The following is a 17,957-nucleotide window of genomic DNA, read 5'->3' as shown; positions in this document are numbered from 1 at the left end:
GGCGAGCGGGCCGCCTTGGGACCTGCCTCTAATTCCCCTGCCGGGCCGCCTGGTTCCGACCACGGGGCCGCCTCACCGGCAGAGAATGCACACGGTCGTCAATGCCGCGCCCTGCCGCCTATCCCGTGACCGGCAATCCGCCCGCATAAAGTCGATGAGATCAAGCTGCGGGGCTTCCCATTCACGGCCGGGCCCGCGGGCCCCGGTGCGACGCCGAGGGGCCCGGGACGCCCACCGGCCGGTTCTCACCCCGTGCGTGCCCGCCAGGGACGACCCCTCATCCGGTAACGCCGCTCGTCACAAGCAGGCCGTGCATCACGAAAGGCGCGGCCTCCAACTGGAAGTCCATCATCGGATGGTGACGCTTGACCACACCCTGCAATGTGAGCAGGCTGAGCATGGGGAATATGAACTCCGGCTCCGCGTGGAGACGGTGTTTCCGCTGGAGATCGAACAGATCCAGGCAGAACGCGGGGAGATCGAAGTCCCGGGCCACCATTCCGGCATTTCGCACGACCAGGTCGGAGACCTCCGCGCGAAAGGCCGCGATATCCGTCTCCGGTTCCCTGCGCCGCACCGTCGACAGCAGGATGTCGGCGCACGCCTCGCCGTCTCCCTGGATCATGCCGGCGAAGAACCCGGTGAATCTCTCCCGGGCCTCGCGGCCCATACGGAAGACCAGACCGGCGTCCAGGAGCACGACGGTGCCGTCGGGCATGAAATAGGTGTTCCCCTGATGCAGGTCGACGTGAACGAAGCCCTCGACGAAGAGCATCCGGTAGACGGCGTGCACGAGCGCGGTGATCTGCGCCTCGCGGACTCGCGCGGGAAGAGTCTCGATCACGTCGCGGTCCAGGCCCTCGATGAACTCCATGGCGATGACCCCGTCCCCGCTCAGTTCGGGGATGGGCCGCGGGACGACGACGTCCGGCATGTCGGCCAGAGCGTCGTGCAGCCGCCGCAGGTTCGCCGCCTCCGCGCCGAAGTCGAGCTGGGCCATGAGGCAGTCGCCGACCTGGTCGACGATCTCCATGAACGGAACCCGCCGGAGCGCCGGGATCCGCGCGGCGACCCCGGCGGCGAACCGCAGCACCGCCATGTCCGCCGCGATCGCGGCGCCCGCGCCGGGGCGGCGGACCTTCACCGCCACCGCCCGGTCCCCGAGCTGCGCGCGGTAAACGCAGGCGATCGAGCCGCCGGCCGCGGACGGCCCCCCGACCGCCCTCACGAACTCGGGCGGGGTCCGGCCGAGCCCGGCCCGGACGGTCCGCAGCGCCTCCGCCGGGGCCATCGGCTCCACGCTGTCGTGCAGCCTGCCGAGCGCGGCCGCGGCCGTCTCCCCCACGAGGTCCACGCGGGTGCCGAGGATCTGCCCGGCCTTCACGAATGCCCCGCCCAGCCGTTCCAGGAGGCGCGCGGCCTCGGCGGCCAGCCGCGGCCCGCGGGTGCTCCTCGGAGACGTCGCGGCGATGGACGCCATACGGACCGCGGCGGCTCCCCCGAACGCGCCCAACCGGAAGGCCCGCGCCGCCAGGGAGCGGGCGGTGGCACGATCCACCACTCTCAGGCCGCCTTTCCGGAAAGCCCGTGCTCGAGCGCCTCCCGGAGTCGTGCGGGCCCGGCGTCGAAGGCCCCCTGCGGGACGGGGACCGGCTCCCCGACGCGGCGGAAGTCCGTCCAGCCGCCGGTGCGCATACGGGAGGCCCGGACCCGCTCGGGCAGCCCGCCCACGTCCGGACGGCCCATCTCCACGACCTCCCAGCGGCGGAGCGGTTGCCGGAGACGCTCGACGGAGCGCGCGACGACCATTCCCGTCTCGTGGTCGATGGCCTCGGTGACGCTGAGACCGGGCGTGGTGACCGGCCCCAGATAGCACCGCGGCTCGGCCGCCGGCCACCGGCTCCAGGACATGTCGACCTCGACGTCCTCGGGAGTGGAGCCCAGTCCGGGATAGCGCCAGGCCATGAGATCCAGATATCCGATGTCGGTCAGCGGAAGGCAGTCGAACAGATACCGCTCGACCAGGCGCACCGAATTCCTCATCGTGGGTATATGTGTTTCCACATCACATTTCCCAAGAGCGGGGTCCTCGGTTATCCAGACATGACTTCCGGCAAGTATCTGCGGCTGCAGAACGAATAGAGCCGTCACCGCCGAGTGGTCGACAAAACGGCGGCCTATCAGATAGCGCATGGGCCGCCGACCGATCGCGGCCTGGATGGCGAAGCCGTATGACGTCAGGCCGCCCGCGCTGAGATTCGGACGAACCGACCTGGTCATGCGCGCATGGTCCACTGATGGCACCTTCCCGATGACGGCCGCGACCGTGCTGTTCGCTTTCCGTCCTATCGGCGGTCAGAATCGGCTGGTGGTCTCATGTCGATGGCGATCACGTAGTGGGCTCATTACTCTGCGCCGGTGCAACGTCGTCGTCATGCCGTCACGGAATTCGAGGCGCTCGCCGCCAGTAAAAGCTATCGCCGCGACGGCGTCAAGATAGGACTTCCAAGTCCGGCGCGCGACCGGCGGCGCGGCAGCGGAAGATCCGCCGTAGAACGCGGCATCGAGGCCCAGGGGTTCCGGTCGCAAGGGGTTTTACCGGCACGGGGTGCGGGCTATCGAGATGTGCCTTTGAAGAGCGGAAGGCGACCGCCGGCGCTCCCGGGAAGGGAGCTCTCTCAGGCCACCAGGCCGAGCAGGCGCGAGCAGCGGATGATCGCGTCCTCGTCGCCCTCCATGACGATCCGCTTGGTGAGCGTCGCCTCCAGCGGGTCGAGGCGCCCGGCGCCGATGTCGACGAAGGTCACCGCGTCAGTGTGGACCACGAGCGCCGGTTCGTCGGGCGCCTTCCCATGGGCGACCGCGACCTTGCCGTCCAGCACCGTGATGTGGAACACGTCGTCGTCGATGCGGAATTCGTACTGCTCGTCGGGGCCGTCCACGGTCGGGGCCGCCATCGCCTCCACCGCGAGAACCGCCCACCGGGGGCGCACGATGTACTCGGCCTTGGGCTCCGTGAGCACGCCGAGCCCCCACCGCGCGAGCACGAGCACCGCCTCGCGCAGGCCCTGCCCCTGCTCGGTGAGTTCGTACACCCGCACCTTCGAACCTTCGCGAGCCCGCTGCCGGATGATCCCGACCTCGGTGAGGAACTTCAGCCGGTCCGCCAGCAGGTTGGTCCCCAGACCGGGCAGGTTGGCCAGAAGCTCGTTGTAGCGGCAGGGCCCGGTGAGCAGCTCCCGGATGATGAGCAGCGTCCAGCGCTCGCCGACGATGTCCAGCGCACCGGCGAGGCCGCAGTACTGCCCGTAGTTCCGACGCTGATTCACGTGCCCGCACCGCCTCCCAGGTTCACTTTAGAAGTGTATACCCAGTTGGCCGCGCATCGCGGAACCTCGGCCGTGGCGGGGCGGCGCGTTCTCTCCCGCCTCCCCGCTCCTCACGGACCTCCGGCGGCCGGCCCCGCGCGAGGGCCCTCAGCTCTCCGTCGCGGCCCAGGCCTTCTTCGCGTTCTTCCACGTCGGGGAGTTGACCTCCTCCCAGGCTCGGCTGCGCAGCTCCTCCAGGACCTGCGACGGCACCACCGTTCCGGACATGTTCGCCCGGTAGATGTTCATCGTGTCCGGATCGAAGTCGCTGCGGAGATACCCCTCGGAGATCGCCGTGTCGAACAGCGGCGTCCCGGGGAGCGGGACCACGATGAAGAAGTTCGCGGCGTCGAGGCCGTAGGAAACGTGGTCCCGGGCCAGCCGTATCGTGGTCTCGATCTCTTCCAGGGTCTCGTCCGGGTACCCCATCATGTAGTTGCCGAAAATCTTGAAACCGTAGTCCTTCAAGGCCACGATCAGCGATTCGATGTCGGCCATCTCGATGTTCAGCTTGTTGCTCGCGTACTTGCGCAGGATCCGCAGATTGCCCGACTCGAACGGAAGATTGAGCTGGGTGAAGCCGGCCTCGGCCAGGGCCTCCAGCACCTCGTGGTCGGGTTTCCACCGCTTCAGGAGGTGGATGATGTTGATGCCGTTCAGATCGCAGATGTCGACGCCGGCGCCCCGGATCTTCCTCAGCAGCCGCAGGGCGCGCTTCTTCTCCCCCAGGAGCGAGTCGTCCTCGATCATCACGTGCTCCACGCCCAGCCCTTTCAGGACGTCCAGCTCGCGCAGCACTCGATCGTCCGACTTGGTGCGGTAGCGCCCGATCGGCCCGCTCATGCTCCCCTCCTGCTCCCCCGCGATGTGGCAGTAGGCGCAGTGGAAGGGGCAGCCGAGCGAGGTCATCATGTCCGCGTAGCGCAGCTCCGTACCGGACTCCCACACGCCCGAGTGGGGCCGGGCGATGGTCCAGTACCGGTCGTTCGGCAGCAGGTCCCAGGCCGGCATGGGAAGGGCGTCCAGATCCCAGACCACGTCGTCCGGGCGCGCGGGGTTGACGCGGATCCCGCCGGAGTCCCGGAACGCGACGCCGCTGATCCCGGCGAAGTCCGGGCGGGCCGACCTGCGCACCTCGTCGACGATCCTCGTGATCGTGCCCTCGGCCTCGGAGAGGCAGACGACGTCGAAACCGGCCTGGAAGAACTGCGGCAGCCGCGACCGGGCGTTGACCCCGCCCGAGACGAGGATCTTCTCCGGGAAGGCCGCCCGGATGAGCCGCGCGCAGTTCAGGACCATCGTCTCCTGGTCCGTGAAGATCGAGGTGATCCCCACGACGTCGTACTCCGCCGCCTCCTCCAGGATCCGCTCGTCGCTGACGCCCGTGCGCAGGAGGCCGCTCGGCAGCTGGACGGGCCTGTCGAACAGCCCTGCCAGCTCGTCGGAGTCGTCGCCCACGCACGCGTCGAAGACGCGCACGTCGACGCCGTGGTCGCGCAGGGCGCCGCCGAGGTTGGGGTAGGCGAGCGATCCGTTCGGCTTGCACACCGTCCCGGGGGCGCTCTGGTTCGGCGGGTACAGAAGCAGGACACGCACATCACGCAAGGCCATGTATGACTCCTCAACCGACGGCGTCCCGGTCCGTCCCGGCGTTCCGCCGGCGGACTCGCCGCCGCCGCACGCCGCGGACGCGGCCCCGGGGACCGCCCGGGCCGCCATGCCATCTCACTGTACTATATGCTTCTAAAGTTAATAGCGCGGTGGTGTCCGTCTTCTCTGGAGGTACGTCGATGTCCCACGGGTCCTCCCCCGCCTCGCAGGGCCACGCCCTGACCGAGATCGACCGGTCCGCCGCCCCGGTGTACGTCAGATGGGAGCGGCAGCTCCCCGGGCTGATGGACCGGCTCGGCGTGGCACCGGTGGGCGTGGTGCAGGTCGGGGCGCATGTCGGACAGGAAGTGCCGGCGCTCGTCCGGTGCGGTTTCCGGCGGCTCGTCATGGTCGAGCCCAATCGCGACCACTCGGCGGCGCTCGCCCGCGAGCTCGGGCGCCACCTGTCCGGCCGGCCGGAGGGCGGCCGGCCCTCCCAGGAGGTCGTCATGGCCGCGGCTGGGCGGGAGCGCGGGACGGCCACCCTGCACGTCACGGAGTACGACCAGCAGGCCAGCCTGCTCGCGCCGCTGCCGCCGATGACGGTGACCCGGCTGGACACCACCGAGGTCGTCCCGGTGCGCGAGGTCCAGGACGGCTGCAACGTGCTCGTGGTGGACGCCCAGGGGGCGGAACTGGACGTGCTGGCGGGCGCGGACCTGGACCGGCTTGACCTGGCCGTGATCGAGGGCAGTGCGGAGGCCCGCTACCGCCGCGGGGCGACCCGGCAGGCCGTGGCGGCCTACATGCAGGACCGCGGCTGGCGGCTGGTGGCGAACTGGACCCACGCACGCGCCAACGTCGCCGACATGGCCTGGCTGGCCCCCTCGACCACCCTGCGCGCGGCGTACCGCGCCGACCCGAGCTGAGGGCGGGCCCCACGATGCGACTGCCACGATCGGCGCCCCATGCACGTCAGTGAGACGGCCGTCCCCGGGGCCTACGTCTTCACCTCCGACCACCACTCCGACCGGCGGGGCGGCTTCTTCGAGGTCATGCGCGCCGACGTCCTGGAGGCCGCGCTGGGGCGCCCGTTCGTCCCACGCCAGATCAACTGCTCGACGTCGCGGCGCAACACGCTCCGCGGGATCCGCGGCGTGGCCGTCCCACCCGGACAGGCGAAGTACGTCACCTGCGTCAGGGGCGCGGTGCGCGACATCGTGGTCGACCTGCGGATCGGCTCCCCCGCCTTCGGGCACCACGCGGTCAACGAGCTGTACGCCGGGTCGGGCCGGAGCGTCTACGTCCCGGAAGGCGCCGGCCACGCCTTCCTGGCACTCACCGACGACACCTGCGTCTGCTACGCCCTGTCCAGCACCTACGCGCCCGAAGCCCAGATCTCCGTCAACCCGCTGGACCCCGATCTCGCGCTCCCCTGGGGGATCACGGAGCCGCCGCTGCTCTCCGACGGGGACGCGGCGGCGCCCACCATGGCCGAGTCCGTCTCCGCCGGTCTCCTGCCCCTCTGGCAGGAGACCGGCGCTCCTTCTCTGCGCCTGTGAGGAAGCAACCGATGAAAGCTCTGGTGCTGGCGGGTGGTTCGGGAATGCGGCTGCGCCCCTTCAGCCACTCCATGGCCAAGCAGCTGATGCCGATCGCCAACAGGCCGGTCCTGGAGTACGTCCTTCTCAACATCCGCGCCCTCGGCGTCACGGAGATCGGAATCATCGTCGGCGACCGCGCCCAGGAGATCATCGATTTCGCGGGCGACGGCTCCCGCTTCGGCGCGCGGGTGACCTACATCCACCAGAAGCGGCCGCTCGGTCTGGCGCACTGCGTGATCCTGGCCCGCCGCTTCCTCGCCGACGACGACTTCGTGATGTACCTGGGCGACAACATGCTGCCCCACGGCGTCGCCGACATCGCCGAGGACTTCGCCGCGCGGCGGCCCGACGCCCAGGTGCTGGTGCACAAGGTGGCCGACCCGCGCGCCTTCGGGGTGGTGGAGCTGGACGCCGAGGGACGGGTCGAGCGGCTGGTGGAGAAGCCGGCGGAGCCCCGGAGCGATCTGGGGCTCATCGGGGTGTACTTCTTCACCCCGGCCGTCCATGAGGCGGTGGCGTCGATCGAGCCGAGCGCGCGGGGGGAGCTCGAGATCACGGACGCCGTCCAGTGGCTGGTGGCCCGGGGCGCGGACGTGCGGGCCAGCGAGTACGGCGGCTACTGGAAGGACACCGGCCGCGCCGAGGACGTCCTGGACTGCAACCGCCGGCTCCTGGAGTCGCTGCAGCCCGGGATCGCCGGCGAGGTCGACGCGCACTGCCGGATCGACGGCGCGGTCGTCGTCGAGGCCGGGGCGCGGGTCGTGCGCTCCCGCATCGAGGGCCCCGTGATCGTCGGCGCGGGCTCGGTCGTCGAGGACAGCCACATCGGCCCCCGCACCTCGATCGGCCGGGGCTGCGTCCTGCGGCGCGCCGGCGTGGCCGGCTCCATCGTGCTCGACAACGCGTCGGTCTCCGGCTTCGCCGGGCTGCACGACTCGATCATCGGCCGCAACGCCAGCGTGAGCGCCTCGGCCCGGTTCAGCCTGGTCGTCGGCGACGACGCGCGGGTCGAGGTCCCGGCATAGCCTGGCCGGTGCGCGGGCCCCGGGCGGCGTCTCAGGCCCGGGCCGCGGACCGCCGGGCCCTCGCCTCCAGCCAGGCCTCATGGGCGCCCCGGACCTTCGTCCACAGCGCGGTCCGGTCCTGCGGGCCCACGTCCGCCAGCGGCAGGCCGAAGACCTCGGCGAGCGCCCCGTACCACTCGGCGGAGGTGCCGAGCTCCCTGGTCGTCGTGCCGGAGTCGTCGATGTGCCGCAGCATGCATCCGGTGAGGCCGTCGACGCTCGTCGCGTCGCGCCGCATCACCGCGACCGTCCGCACCAGGCGAGATTCGGGGTCGGTGGCCAGGTAGGGGTGCCATTCGGCGAAGTCCGCCGGGCTCGCGGGAGCCATCGAGAAGTCGAGCCCGGCGATCGCGCCGCCGCGGTCGTGGTCGAAGCGCCAGGCGCCGGGCTCGAACCGCGAGGGGCCGAGGTGGAAGGCGAAGGGTCCCTGGCGGTACGTCCCCGCGCGCAGCGGCAGGGGCTCGTGCAGCCCGTCGCCGAGGCCGACGTCCACCATCCAGTCCTCGCCCTCGACGCTCACGGTGAGCACCAGGTGCGGGGCCGGTTCGGCCGGTCCGACCTGGGGCAGCTTGCGGGCGGCGTGCACGCCGGCCCGGTGCCACGTGACGTCGTATCCGAGGGCGCCCAGCAGAGTGGAGAACGCGCCGTTGAGCTGCACGCAGTACCCGCCGCGTCCCTTCAGCACCTGGCGGGCCGCGTCACGCGGGTCCGCGGTGGTCGGCCGTCCCAGCTGGATCTCCAGCACTTCGTACGGCACCCGCTCCACGTGGGCCCGGTGCAGCGCGAAGAGTCCGGAGAGCGAGGGCTCGCCCGGGTCGCCGATGCCGAGGCGCTCCAGGTAGGCGGCGACGTAGCCGGGCCCGCCGGGGACAGGCGCGGTACCCGATGTGTACTGGTCGGCCATGACCCTCCGTCCGGAACCGGGTGCGGTCGCGCCACCACACGCACTTTACTTTAAAGTAGCACAAGCCGGACTCGCCCCTGGGAGGGCGCGGCGACCGTCCGCCGCTACGCGCGGCCGCGTCGCGAGTACGCGTACGCGGTGAGCGGGGCGAAGACCGCGACGAGGATCGCGCAGGCCAGGAACGCCCGGCCCATCTGGCCCGCGGTCTCGGTGCCCTGCATCAGCCCGCGCACGGCCGTCGCCGCGTGCGTGATCGGGTTGAACCCGATGACGGTCTGGAGCCACGACGGCATGGTCTCGCGCGGCGCGATGATGTTGCTGCCGAACAGCAGGACCGAGTCCAGCGTGATGATGAGCATCTGCGCCGACGCCGCCGTGCGCACCGCCACGCCGATCAGGGCCCAGATCCACGCGAGGCTGAAGGCGAACACCTGGAGGAACAGCAGCGCCAGCACGACGCCGCCCAGGCCGCCGTCGGGGCGGAAACCCAGCGCCAGCCCCAGCAGCAGCGGCACCACCGAGGCCACCGCGTACCGGACCACGTCCCCCAGCATCGCCCCGACCAGCACCGACGACTGCCACACCGGCAGCGACCGCACCCGGTCGAACACCCCCTGGTCGATGTCCACGTTCAGCACGAACCCCGTGTTCATGCTCGCGAGCACGATCGCGATGACCGAGACCCCGGGCAGGAAGAAGTCCAGGTACTCGCTCGGCGACCCCGCGATCGCCCCGCCGAAGAGGTAGGTGAACAGCAGGGTGAACATGACCGCCTGCAGCAGGGCGCCGAACAGCCCTTCGGGCGCCCGCTTGATCTTCAGCAGCGAGCGGAACGCGAAGGTCAGCGACGCCGAGAGCACGCCCGCCCTCGGCGGGCGCTCGCCGGGCGTCAGCAGGGGTCCGCGCACTCTCTCGCCCGCCACCGGCTGGGACGTCGTCATCTCGCCCGCCTCCCTCACTCCGCGCTGAGCCGTCCAGGCCAAATAATAAACCCGCAGCTTATATAAGACAAGTCTAATGACCCGTCGGCGGAGCCGCCCCGGAGCCGATCAGGCGTGGTCCCGGTGGTAGAAGTCCTCGATGTACTTCACGAAGGGGTCCCTGTCGAGATAGCCGTCCCCGTCCTCGTCGAGCCGCTGGAACCCGGCGAGGCTCTCCAACTGCGGGTAGCCCGTCGCCGAATGCGTCGTCATCCACACCTGGAGGGACACCCGCGCGTCGGCGTCCGCGCCCATGTCGAACACCGCGACGCCCCAGGGGATGGCGACGTCCTCGATGAATCCCGGCCGCTCGTGCGAGGCGACCCACTGCTCGCGGCTCACCTTCTTGTCCCCCGCCTCGTCGACGCTCCCCTCCAACCGCTGGAACAGGCGGTTGGACGGCCGCGTTATCGCCAGCCACTGCGGGGAGCCGGGCGACACGTGCAGCGCGCGGCACCACCGCTGCACGAGCAGGTCGACGTCGGTCTGCTCGATGACGCCGTCGCCGTCGTGGTCGAACGCCTTGAAGAGGGCTTCGTACTCTTCGGCAGTGGCCATGCGGAACACTCCTCGGGTCGGAACGCGCGGCGCGCGGCGCCGCCGGTCAGGCCTCCGTCCCCCGCAGCACGGGGTCGAGGCGGTTCAGGAGGATCGATCTCCACGCGGTCTCGTGCTCGTCCCTCGTCCGGTCGTCGGGGAAGCCCGCGTGCGTCAGGCGCAGCAGGGAGCCGCCGGGACGGGGCGACAGCTCGACGGTCAGCACCGTCTCGACCCCGCGGGTCCCCGCCTCGTTGAGCCACGTGAGTTCGAGCAGCCGGTCCGGGTCGACCCGGAGGAACCGGCCGTAGTGCGGATGCCGCCGGCCCTCGTGGAACGTCTGGAAGAAGTAGGGCGCGTCGACCTCGGCCTTCATCACGATCTCGCCCGGCTGGGCGAACCACCGGTCGAACCGCTCCGTCCAGGCGCGGAACACCGCGGCGGCCGGCGCGGCCGCGGGGTGCTCCACGATCGCTCGGTACGGCCTGGCCGACAGGTCGGGCGGGCAGATCGGCGGCGTCACGAACCCCTCCAGCTCGCTAGACACTTGAACTATATATAGTAATCTCCTGGAGGAGTAGACCGGAGACCGCCTCGTCGGCGCCCCGGTCCCGCCCCCGGGAGGATTCCACCATGCGCGTGCTGTTCATCTCCGTTCCCGCGGCCGGCCACGTCTTCACGCTCGTGCCCCTGGCCTGGGCCTTCCGCTCCGCGGGCCACGAGGTGCTCGTGGCGCTCGCGGAGCGCCCCGAGTGGGCGGCCGGGGCCGGGCTGCCCGTGGTCGACGTGGCGCCGGGCTACAGCGCCGTGACGATCGCGCAGAAGGTACTCGAGGACGATCCCGGATTCGCGGAGACGTGGTTCCGGAGTGTCGGGCCGGACAGGGACATCTCCCCCCGGGCGCCCATGTTCGCCGGGTTCAACCGGCCGCTGGTCGCCGGGACCATGGAGGTGGTCGACCAGTGGCGCCCGGACCTCGTCGTCTACGAGCAGACGACCACGGTCGGGGCCATGGCGGCGGCCAGGCTCGGCGTCCCGGCCGTCCAGCGGAACCTGGGGCCCTTCACCACCGGGCGGACCCACCAGCTGACGGCCGGGCTGCTGCCGGACCTGTGCGAGGAGTACGGGGTCCCGGCCATCCCGCGGCCCGCGATGATCCTGGAGCGGCTGCCGCCGAGCATGCTGCACGCCAGGCCCGAGGGCGGGTTCATGGGCGGGCACTCCTACGACGGCGGCGGCGTCCTCGGCGGGCTGTGGCGCCAGCGGCCGCAGCGGCCGCGAGTCGTGCTCTCGCTCGGCGGCGGCTTCTCGGCCAAGTTCTTCGGGCTCGGCACCCTGCCGCCGGTCATCGAGGCCGCGTCGAAGGTGGACGCCGACTTCGTGCTCGCGCTCGGCAACGTCGACACCTCGGCCCTGGGCACGCTGCCGCCGAACGTCCGGCCCGCCGACGGCTGGGTCCCCTTCGGCGAGCTGTTCCGGACGTGCTCGGCGGTCGTGCACCACGGCGGCGCCAACACGGTCATGTCCGCGGTGGAGGCCGGCATTCCCCAGATGGTCGCCCTGGACCCGCAGGACGTGGCCTCGGAAGCCATCGGGCAGGACGTGCGCGACCGGGGCATCGGCCTGACGGCGCCCGCCGAGGAGATCACCGCGACGATGCTGGAGCGCCTGCTGGAGGACGAGACGCTGCGGACGGCGACCGCCGAGGTCCACACCGAGGTCGCGGGCCTGCCGTCCCCCGCGGCGGTCGCCGCCGAGCTGGCCGGCCTCGTCGCGCGCCTGTAGCCCGTCCCCCCGTCCGCCCGCCCGTCGCGAGTCGAGGCCCGGGGCGGGCGGCCTGGCGGATCAGGCCTTCCGCGGTGCCCGGTCCCCCGCCGTGCCGCGCGCCTCGCGCCGGCCCCTGGCGACCTCCGTGGCCAGGGCGTCGAGGGGCTGGGCCCAGAACCCGCGGAACTGCTCCAGCCACGTGTCGACCTCGCGCAGGGGCGCGGGGTCGATCGCGTACAGCCGCCTCGTCCCCTCGGCCCGGACCGAGGCGAACCCGTGGTCGCGCAGCACCTTCAGGTGCTGCGACACCGCCGGCTGGGAGATGCCGAACTCCTCCTGGATGACGGCGCAGATCTCCCCGGAGGAGTGTCCGCCGGCGGACAGCAGCTCCAGGATGCGGCGGCGGACCGGATCGCCGAGAACATCGAACGCGTGCACGGGATAATAATAGCAAACTTATATAACTCGGCCTCGAACGCGGGCGGAGGCCGGGCGTGCGCCCGGTGGGGCTACCGGGCGCCGAAGAGGCCGCGGTTCAGGACGGGCTTCGCCGTCTCCTGGAAGTCGATCTCCGGGTCGAGCTCGCGGATGGTCCCCTCGATGACGAGCAGGGACAGCAGCGGGAAGATCAGCTCGGGCGCGGCGTGGATGCCGAACCGGCGCTGCAGGTCGAACATCTCCGTGGCGAAGGCGATCAGGCTGAACTCCTTGGCCGGCAGGCCGTGGCTGCGCTCGACCAGGTCGGCCATCCGCACGATGAAGCCGTCGAGGTCGGCGTCGTCGCGCACCCCCGCCGAGCTCTCGATGACGATCTCGGCGCAGCGGCTGCCCCGGCCGGTGGACATGTTCATGAAGAACTCGGCGAACAGCCGGCGCAGGCGCTCGGTCAGCTGCACGCTGAACCCGGCGTCGAGCACGACGACCTGCCCCTGGCGGGTGAAGTAGAGGTTCCCCGGGTGCATGTCGCAGTGCACGAAACCGTCGACGAACAGCATCTGGTAGATCGCGGTCAGCGCCGACGCCGCGAACCGCCGGCGCACCGCCGGAGGGCACTTCGCCGCGGCGCCCACGTCCAGGTCCGGGATGAACTCCATGACGATGCAGCGCGGCCGCGACTCCGCCTGGTGCACCTGCGGAACCCACACCCGGGGCACGGGCGCCAGGTTGTCGCGCAGCCGCGTCAGGCTGTCGGCCTCGCGGGTGAAGTCCAGCTGCCCGAGGACGGCGGCGCACATGCTGTCCACCACGTCGGTGACCGGAACGCCGCGGAACACCGGCAGGCGGGCGGCCAGCGCGGCGCCCGCCCTCATCAGCGCGAGGTCCTGCCTCATCACCCGGTCGATGCCGGGGCGGCGCAGCTTGATCGCCACCTGGCCTCCGGAAGCGAGCGAGCCCCGGTACACGGAGGCGACGCTCCCGCTGGCGACGGGCCGCTCCTCGACGTGCGCGAAGCGCCCCTCGGCGGCCCGCGGGCCGTAGGCCTCCGCGAAGGCGCGGCGCGTCTCCGCGCGGTTCAGCGGCGCCACCGAGTCCTGGAGGACGGACAGCTCGTCGCAGAGGGCCGCGGGGAGCACGTCCCTGCGGGTGCCGAGCACCTGACCGGCCTTGATGAAGGTGGGGCCGAGCCTCATCAGCAGGACGGCGGTCCGCCGGTAGAGGTACCGGCGTCCCGCCGTGCGGCCGCGCGTCGCCGTCCGGACGAGCCCGGCGGCCACGGCCGGCACCAGGGTCACGGCGACGATCGCCATCACCCGCGCGCCCCGGCCCGCGAGCGCGAGCGGCGCGGGGGCCTCGCGCACGGCGGGGGTCGGCTCCGTGCGCCGCTCAGCGCCTGTCGTCGTCATGGCTCTGCCTGCCTCCGGTGATTCCGGGCACCTCGATCGCCCGCAGCTGGAGGGTCGCGTGGTCGCAGTACCAGATCAGCTGGCCGTCCCAGGCGATCCCGGTGGGACTGCCGTTGACGGTGATCGACGCCACCTCGCGCCCCTGCTTCAGATCGACCAGGTTGATGGAGCATCCGCGGTAGTCGGCGTACGCCAGGTAGTCGTCGGAGACGGTGACCCCGGCGACCGGACGGCGCACCGGGAAGCTGGCGATCAGCCGCAGGTCCTCGACGCTTCGCAGGTCGACGACCTGGAGGTCCTCGTATCCCGTCCACACGCCCTGGCTCGTGGCCTCGAGCCCGCACAGGTGCCGCCCCGGCCGCGGGTTCGGCAGCTCGCCGACGACGTCCCCGGACTCGGGGTCGATGACCCGCAGGGTCCGCCGATCGCCCACGACCTGGACGAGGCTGCCGCCGATCGTGGTCAGGTCCGTGCGGACGCCGGGGCACGGGATCCTCCGCACCACCTCGCCGGTCCGGGGGTCCATCGCCGCGATCTGGTTCTGCACGGCCTCGGAGTACCAGAGGTACTGCCCGGTCCAGGTCAGCCCGCACAGTTTCAGGCCGCCGCGAACCGGGATGTCGCGCACCGACCCCGCCGCGTAAGGCATCAGCGCCCTCCCTTCCTGCTGAGGCCGCACTCAAGCCGCCAGTCGGTGGCCACCCGCACGTCTTCGGGCCGGTGCATCCGGACGTGCAGCACGTCCCCCGCCGCCACCGCGGTGTGCCGCAGCGGCCAGATCCAGACCGCCCAGTTGCAGCCCGGATACGAGGGGAGGTTGGACAGCGTCACGCCCGGGGCGAGGGTGGCCGTGAAGTATCCGGCGATGGCGTGCAGCCGGCCGGCCCGGTTGATCGTCAGCCGCCGGCTCGGCCGCTGCTGCTCCCCCTTGCCGCCGCGCTGGTCGGCGATGGCCGCCGGCTCGCTGAGCAGCGTGGGCGGGCGCTGGAAGAAGTGCAGCTGGGCGGCGGGGGCTACAGATTCCTGAACCGCGTCCAGCCGGTAGCCGAGGAAGTCCTCGTTCCAGAGACCCCAGCCCTCGCCGTCGAACTCGATGGCGGCCAGCCGGGTGACCAGCCGCTCCGGAACGATCCTGCCGCCGGGGGCGAGGTTGCGCCGCGCGAAGGAGCCGAGGACCTCCATCATCTGCTCCTCCGGCCCGAGGTTGCCCATCATCTCCGAGACCACGACGTCGGCCTTGACCGGCAGCCGTACCCGGCGCGCGTCCGCGTGGACGAGGGTGAGCCTGCCCTTGAGGTCGTTCTGCTCGGCGATCCTGGCCGCGACCTGGGCCATCTCAGGGTCGGCCTCGACGGCGTAGACGTGCTCGGCGCCGCACCGCAGCGCGAGCATGGACAGCGCCAGCGTCCCCGCCCCGACGTCGGCCACGACGCCTCCGGGCGGGATCGCGTCCTCCAGGGCCCGCTCGTAGGCCTCCAGCCGGGGCCGGTCGGCGAGCATCGCCTGGTGCATCAGCAGCAGTCGCTGGTCCACGACGCCTCCCCTTCTCAGGTGCCCGGAACGGCCGGCGGGGCGGGCCGCACGCGCGTCCCGGCGGGACTGGAACTATTGGAATTTCCATCAGATCCAGTCCCGCCGGTCGCGTCAAGAGGCTCGCGGGAAACCTCAGATGTTGACCGCCGCCGTCTCGCCGACGTGGGCGTCGCGCATCGCCAGCCGGACGCCGGTCAGCCGTGCCTTGACCGTGCCGTCGGTGGTGACGAGCGGCGAGTCCGCGCCGACCATGCGCAGCTCGCTGCCGGTGGCCTCGAGGTCCCTGAGCTTGCCGGACACGTGGGCGGGCCGGGCCGCATACAGGTTGCCGTGCGGCGTGACCAGCTCGAACTCGGCGTCGATGTTCAGCTCGCTCGGGAACCTGACCCGGCTGAGGCTGTCCTCGGTGCCGTCGCCCAGCGTGCCGCCCGACGGCCGCGGCCAGCTGGCCCGCAGCATCACGCGGCCGCCGAGGGCCTCGTTGTGGCCGACCATGGCGACCCGGGCCATCTGGGCGAGCACGCCCTGGCCCTCGTCGTGCTTGTCGGGGCCGAACAGGAGGATCTCCGTGCCGGCGGCCTTGCGGTAGTCGCCCTCCAGCTCGATGACCTCGGTCTTGCCGTTGACCTCGACCTCGATCTGCCCCTCCAGGGAGACCTGCATGATCATGGAGGGGTCGACCAGCATCGACATGCAGGGGCCGGCGCTCGCGGCGAAGAACACCGTGGGCGTCAGGCCGACCGGCTCGTTCTGGTCGTTGGCCGGGTACCAGGCCTCGGGCAGGGTGGTCCCGCGGACCACGTTGGGCGCCTGCACCACGTCGAACGGACCGTCACCGCGCGGGCTGCCCAGGTACGGGCCGGTCAGCGGCTTCTTGTACGGCGGGATGCTGTCCACCACGCCGTAGATGTCGATGACGTTGCGGTGGGCCAGCCGCAGGGTGCTGGTCTCCAGGATGCCGAAGCGCCGGATGTAGAACTCGGCCGGGAAGTTCTTGCCCGGGACGATCTGGCGCACGTGGCCGGAGTTGGGGAGGAACGGGTTGGACAGCACCTGGATGCGGTCGTCCAGCTCGTAGCTGTACCCCTTGATGCCGACCTCGGGCGCGCTGATCAGCTCGGTCTCCAGCTCGGCGTGGCCCTTCTCGTCCACCCGGTGCTCGAAGCCCGGCATCGGCCACTTGTTCAGCTGGACGAAGCCGGACAGGTTGATGGTCTCCCGCCGGCCGGCGTAGTAGTCGTCGCCGAAGACGACGGTGGCCGCGGCGAGGATGTGCGGACGAATCGGCTTGGGTTCGAGGTTGAGGGACTCGTACGTCTCACGGAGAGAGCTCAAACCAGACACCTCCAGCGTCTGTCGAGAACGTGTGGTGGGCCACTGCCTGGTCCGCGGATCGATGACGGGGCCCTGTCGCTGAAGTTTTATATAGCGATTCCCCCTCGTCAACCCCTCCTCGGGACGCCTCTCCGCAGCCCGGGACGGCCGAGGATTTCACTGGCCACTTAACTGACCAGCTCAAAGCGAGCGCGACGAGAGGGTGGGGCCGGCGCGCGCGCCTTGGAAATGAGAAGGATGTTGCTACAATTTATTAAAGTTTCTCGGAGAACCGCGGAGGGACCGGGGCCATGTGCGCGCTCAAGACCACGCCGGTGACGGCGGAACTGTACGACTACCTCACGGCGCACAGCCTCCCCCCGGACGACGCGCAGCGCCGCCTCATGGAGCGGACCGCCCGGCTCGGCCCGGTGGCGCGGATGCAGATCGGGCCCGACGAGGGAGCGTTCCTGACGCTGCTGACCAGGCTCATCGGCGCCCGCCAGGCGATCGAGATCGGCACGTTCACCGGCTACTCGTCGCTCTGCATCGCGCGAGGGCTCGCCCCCGGCGGCCACCTGCTGTGCTGCGACGTCGACGAGGAATGGGGCCGCATCGCCCGGGAGGCGTGGGAGCAGGCCGGGGTGGCGGACCGGATCCGGCTGCGGCTCGGCCCCGCACTCGACACGCTACGGGCGCTCCCCCTGGATCCGGTGTTCGACCTCGCCTTCATCGACGCCGACAAGGAGAACTACGTCGCCTACTACGAGGAGCTGCTTCCGCGCATGCGGCCGGGAGGCGCCGTCCTGGCCGACAACGTCCTGTGGCGCGGCCATGTCGTCGACCCCGTCGACGACACTCCTCCCGAGGAGCTCTCCGCGACCAGGCGCGCGAGGGACGCCGACACCCGGGCGATCCGCGAGTTCAACGCCCATGTCGCCGCGGACGGCCGGGTCGAGGCGGTCATCCTCTCGATCGGGGACGGCGTCACGCTGATCCGCAGACGGGACTGACCGCGCTCGGAACGCTCATGCCCGACGCCCACCCGGGGCCGCGGGAGGACGGAGCCGCGCGGCGGCCCCGTCCGCGGGACGGCCGGGACGCCGCCGGGTGGAGTCCCGGCCGGCGCCGCGGGTACTCGTGCGGGCCGCCGGGCCGTTCGGCGGGACCCGGAGCCAGGGCGTCGACCATGGGATGGTTTTCGAGAGACATGGGTCCCCTCCAGGTCGAGGCCGTCGTGCGGACGGCCGGCCGGGCCCGCGGCCTCCCGGGCTCTTACGCCCATTGCGAACAGCCGCCGATCCTCGCCAAATCACTTTAGAATCTGATAGTAACCGGCACCCCCGGGAGGAGCGAGGAGATGTTCGAGAGGTTCACCGACCGCGCGCGGCGGGTTGTCGTTCTGGCTCAGGAAGAGGCCAGGATGCTCAACCACAACTACATCGGTACCGA

The 17,957-nt window shown here is 71.2% G+C and carries 18 protein-coding genes; 5 read left to right on the top strand and 13 right to left on the bottom strand.

All coding sequences use genetic code 11. From position 1 onward, the window contains the following. Window positions 1-277 precede the first annotated feature (277 nt). From ABWI04_RS23225 to ABWI04_RS23210, 4 genes are all read right to left on the bottom strand, one after another. Window positions 278-1,561, bottom strand: coding sequence for an ABC1 kinase family protein (locus ABWI04_RS23225; RefSeq protein ID WP_353833756.1), 1,284 nt, complete (start codon window positions 1,559-1,561; stop codon window positions 278-280). Window positions 1,562-1,563: 2 nt separating this feature from the next. Then, window positions 1,564-2,043, bottom strand: a complete 480-nt coding sequence (locus ABWI04_RS23220; protein ID WP_353833755.1) for a hypothetical protein — start codon at window positions 2,041-2,043, stop codon at window positions 1,564-1,566. A gap of 635 nt (window positions 2,044-2,678) precedes the next feature. Continuing rightward, window positions 2,679-3,329, bottom strand: a complete 651-nt coding sequence (locus tag ABWI04_RS23215; RefSeq protein ID WP_345182019.1) for a winged helix-turn-helix transcriptional regulator — start codon at window positions 3,327-3,329, stop codon at window positions 2,679-2,681. A 147-nt stretch (window positions 3,330-3,476) separates the two neighbouring features. Beyond that, the gene (locus ABWI04_RS23210; RefSeq protein ID WP_345182017.1) at window positions 3,477-4,979 is read right to left on the bottom strand and encodes a B12-binding domain-containing radical SAM protein; all 1,503 of its coding nucleotides are present in this window, start codon (window positions 4,977-4,979) and stop codon (window positions 3,477-3,479) included. A 179-nt stretch (window positions 4,980-5,158) separates the two neighbouring features. On the opposite strand from ABWI04_RS23210, the gene ABWI04_RS23205 reads away from it, so the two are divergent. The 3 genes from ABWI04_RS23205 to ABWI04_RS23195 are packed head-to-tail and all read left to right on the top strand — an operon-like array spanning window position 5,159 to window position 7,587. Then, window positions 5,159-5,887, top strand: coding sequence for an FkbM family methyltransferase (locus ABWI04_RS23205; RefSeq protein ID WP_345182015.1), 729 nt, complete (start codon window positions 5,159-5,161; stop codon window positions 5,885-5,887). 39 nt (window positions 5,888-5,926) lie between these two features. Next, window positions 5,927-6,520 (top strand): dTDP-4-dehydrorhamnose 3,5-epimerase family protein, encoded by a 594-nt coding sequence (locus tag ABWI04_RS23200; RefSeq protein ID WP_345182012.1) that lies wholly within the window; start codon window positions 5,927-5,929, stop codon window positions 6,518-6,520. An 11-nt stretch (window positions 6,521-6,531) separates the two neighbouring features. After that, on the top strand, window positions 6,532-7,587 hold the full coding sequence (locus ABWI04_RS23195) for a glucose-1-phosphate thymidylyltransferase (protein WP_345182009.1): 1,056 nt from the start codon (window positions 6,532-6,534) through the stop codon (window positions 7,585-7,587). Between the two features lie 31 nt (window positions 7,588-7,618). Here the strand turns inward: ABWI04_RS23195 and ABWI04_RS23190 are convergent, their stop codons facing one another. The 4 genes from ABWI04_RS23190 to ABWI04_RS23175 form a co-directional block, all read right to left on the bottom strand. Then, window positions 7,619-8,530, bottom strand: a complete 912-nt coding sequence (locus tag ABWI04_RS23190; RefSeq protein ID WP_353833754.1) for an arylamine N-acetyltransferase family protein — start codon at window positions 8,528-8,530, stop codon at window positions 7,619-7,621. Between the two features lie 104 nt (window positions 8,531-8,634). Then, window positions 8,635-9,471 (bottom strand): ABC transporter permease, encoded by an 837-nt coding sequence (locus ABWI04_RS23185; RefSeq protein ID WP_345182004.1) that lies wholly within the window; start codon window positions 9,469-9,471, stop codon window positions 8,635-8,637. Between the two features lie 108 nt (window positions 9,472-9,579). Further along, window positions 9,580-10,068: an EF-hand domain-containing protein gene (locus ABWI04_RS23180; protein WP_345182002.1), complete on the bottom strand. Its 489-nt coding sequence runs from the start codon at window positions 10,066-10,068 to the stop codon at window positions 9,580-9,582. 46 nt (window positions 10,069-10,114) lie between these two features. Further along, the gene (locus tag ABWI04_RS23175; protein WP_345182000.1) at window positions 10,115-10,594 is read right to left on the bottom strand and encodes an SRPBCC family protein; all 480 of its coding nucleotides are present in this window, start codon (window positions 10,592-10,594) and stop codon (window positions 10,115-10,117) included. Window positions 10,595-10,680: 86 nt separating this feature from the next. On the opposite strand from ABWI04_RS23175, the gene ABWI04_RS23170 reads away from it, so the two are divergent. Next, entirely contained in the window at window positions 10,681-11,832 is a 1,152-nt protein-coding gene (locus ABWI04_RS23170; protein ID WP_345181998.1) for a nucleotide disphospho-sugar-binding domain-containing protein, read from the top strand. A gap of 60 nt (window positions 11,833-11,892) precedes the next feature. Here the strand turns inward: ABWI04_RS23170 and ABWI04_RS23165 are convergent, their stop codons facing one another. The 5 genes from ABWI04_RS23165 to ABWI04_RS23145 all read right to left on the bottom strand — a co-directional run bounded on the left by ABWI04_RS23165 (window position 11,893) and on the right by ABWI04_RS23145 (window position 16,526). Continuing rightward, window positions 11,893-12,252: an ArsR/SmtB family transcription factor gene (locus ABWI04_RS23165; protein ID WP_353833753.1), complete on the bottom strand. Its 360-nt coding sequence runs from the start codon at window positions 12,250-12,252 to the stop codon at window positions 11,893-11,895. 71 nt (window positions 12,253-12,323) lie between these two features. Continuing rightward, window positions 12,324-13,658, bottom strand: a complete 1,335-nt coding sequence (locus tag ABWI04_RS23160) for an ABC1 kinase family protein (RefSeq protein WP_353833752.1) — start codon at window positions 13,656-13,658, stop codon at window positions 12,324-12,326. Then, complete coding sequence (locus ABWI04_RS23155; RefSeq protein ID WP_345181992.1) at window positions 13,639-14,307, bottom strand: NHL repeat-containing protein; 669 nt, start codon at window positions 14,305-14,307, stop codon at window positions 13,639-13,641. Before ABWI04_RS23155 ends, ABWI04_RS23160 begins: the two co-directional genes overlap by 20 nt. Further along, window positions 14,307-15,191: a class I SAM-dependent methyltransferase gene (locus ABWI04_RS23150; RefSeq protein ID WP_353833751.1), complete on the bottom strand. Its 885-nt coding sequence runs from the start codon at window positions 15,189-15,191 to the stop codon at window positions 14,307-14,309. The genes ABWI04_RS23155 and ABWI04_RS23150 overlap by 1 nt, the downstream gene beginning before the upstream one ends. A gap of 132 nt (window positions 15,192-15,323) precedes the next feature. Beyond that, window positions 15,324-16,526 (bottom strand): DUF6004 family protein, encoded by a 1,203-nt coding sequence (locus tag ABWI04_RS23145; protein ID WP_185024253.1) that lies wholly within the window; start codon window positions 16,524-16,526, stop codon window positions 15,324-15,326. 290 nt (window positions 16,527-16,816) lie between these two features. On the opposite strand from ABWI04_RS23145, the gene ABWI04_RS23140 reads away from it, so the two are divergent. Beyond that, window positions 16,817-17,518 (top strand): O-methyltransferase, encoded by a 702-nt coding sequence (locus ABWI04_RS23140; protein WP_353833750.1) that lies wholly within the window; start codon window positions 16,817-16,819, stop codon window positions 17,516-17,518. Window positions 17,519-17,957: the final 439 nt, after the last annotated feature.

The sequence above is a fragment of the Actinomadura sp. NPDC000929 genome, from assembly GCF_040492065.1.
GTDB classification, from domain to species: Bacteria; Actinomycetota; Actinomycetes; order Streptosporangiales; family Streptosporangiaceae; genus Spirillospora; species Spirillospora verrucosospora.
This window is presented reverse-complemented; position numbering and strand designations above follow the sequence as displayed.

Excerpts from the sequence above, each read along its gene's own strand:
- ABWI04_RS23220 (WP_353833755.1), bottom strand. The coding sequence starts at position 2,043 with ATGAGGAATTCGGTGCGCCTGGTCGAGCGGTATCTGTTCGACTGCCTT.
- ABWI04_RS23210 (WP_345182017.1), bottom strand. The coding sequence starts at position 4,979 with ATGGCCTTGCGTGATGTGCGTGTCCTGCTTCTGTACCCGCCGAACCAG.
- ABWI04_RS23205 (WP_345182015.1), top strand. The coding sequence starts at position 5,159 with ATGTCCCACGGGTCCTCCCCCGCCTCGCAGGGCCACGCCCTGACCGAG.
- ABWI04_RS23200 (WP_345182012.1), top strand. The coding sequence starts at position 5,927 with ATGCACGTCAGTGAGACGGCCGTCCCCGGGGCCTACGTCTTCACCTCC.
- ABWI04_RS23195 (WP_345182009.1), top strand. The coding sequence starts at position 6,532 with ATGAAAGCTCTGGTGCTGGCGGGTGGTTCGGGAATGCGGCTGCGCCCC.
- ABWI04_RS23190 (WP_353833754.1), bottom strand. The coding sequence starts at position 8,530 with ATGGCCGACCAGTACACATCGGGTACCGCGCCTGTCCCCGGCGGGCCC.
- ABWI04_RS23185 (WP_345182004.1), bottom strand. The coding sequence starts at position 9,471 with ATGACGACGTCCCAGCCGGTGGCGGGCGAGAGAGTGCGCGGACCCCTG.
- ABWI04_RS23180 (WP_345182002.1), bottom strand. The coding sequence starts at position 10,068 with ATGGCCACTGCCGAAGAGTACGAAGCCCTCTTCAAGGCGTTCGACCAC.
- ABWI04_RS23170 (WP_345181998.1), top strand. The coding sequence starts at position 10,681 with ATGCGCGTGCTGTTCATCTCCGTTCCCGCGGCCGGCCACGTCTTCACG.
- ABWI04_RS23160 (WP_353833752.1), bottom strand. The coding sequence starts at position 13,658 with ATGACGACGACAGGCGCTGAGCGGCGCACGGAGCCGACCCCCGCCGTG.
- ABWI04_RS23155 (WP_345181992.1), bottom strand. The coding sequence starts at position 14,307 with ATGCCTTACGCGGCGGGGTCGGTGCGCGACATCCCGGTTCGCGGCGGC.
- ABWI04_RS23140 (WP_353833750.1), top strand. The coding sequence starts at position 16,817 with ATGTGCGCGCTCAAGACCACGCCGGTGACGGCGGAACTGTACGACTAC.